We start from the raw sequence: 311 nt of genomic DNA, 5'->3' as shown, positions 1-311 counted from the left end.
CACGGTGCGCTGGTGCTCGCCATACAGCGTCACCGCCATCGCCGCCTGCCCCATGGTGCCGGACGACGCGCCGATGCCGGCCACCGCGATCAGCGCGAGCAGCACGCCCGCCGGCATCCCCAGGCTGCCGATGATCGCCAGCGTGACGCCGGCGGCCGCGGTGAGCACGAGGATGATGCGCGGAGCGGGGATCACCGTGGACACGAAGGCCAGCACCAGTCCGCCGATCACCATGCCCGCGCTGAAGGCGGCGGTCGCCGAGGACACCCGCTCGACGGGAATGCCGTACTGGATGACCAGGGTCGGCAGCC

Annotated in this window: 1 protein-coding gene; it reads right to left on the bottom strand. The window is 72.3% G+C overall.

Features of this window, described 5'->3' with window-relative positions; all coding sequences use genetic code 11:
* A partial coding sequence (locus tag KI686_RS16220) for an MFS transporter (protein ID WP_237590361.1) occupies positions 1–311 on the bottom strand: 311 nt, incomplete at both ends.

The sequence above is a fragment of the Polaribacter sargassicola genome, assembly GCF_021991835.1.
GTDB lineage: Bacteria > Bacteroidota > Bacteroidia > Flavobacteriales > Flavobacteriaceae > Polaribacter > Polaribacter sargassicola.
Note: the sequence above shows the minus strand (reverse complement) of the source record. Positions and strands in the feature narration are given on the sequence as shown.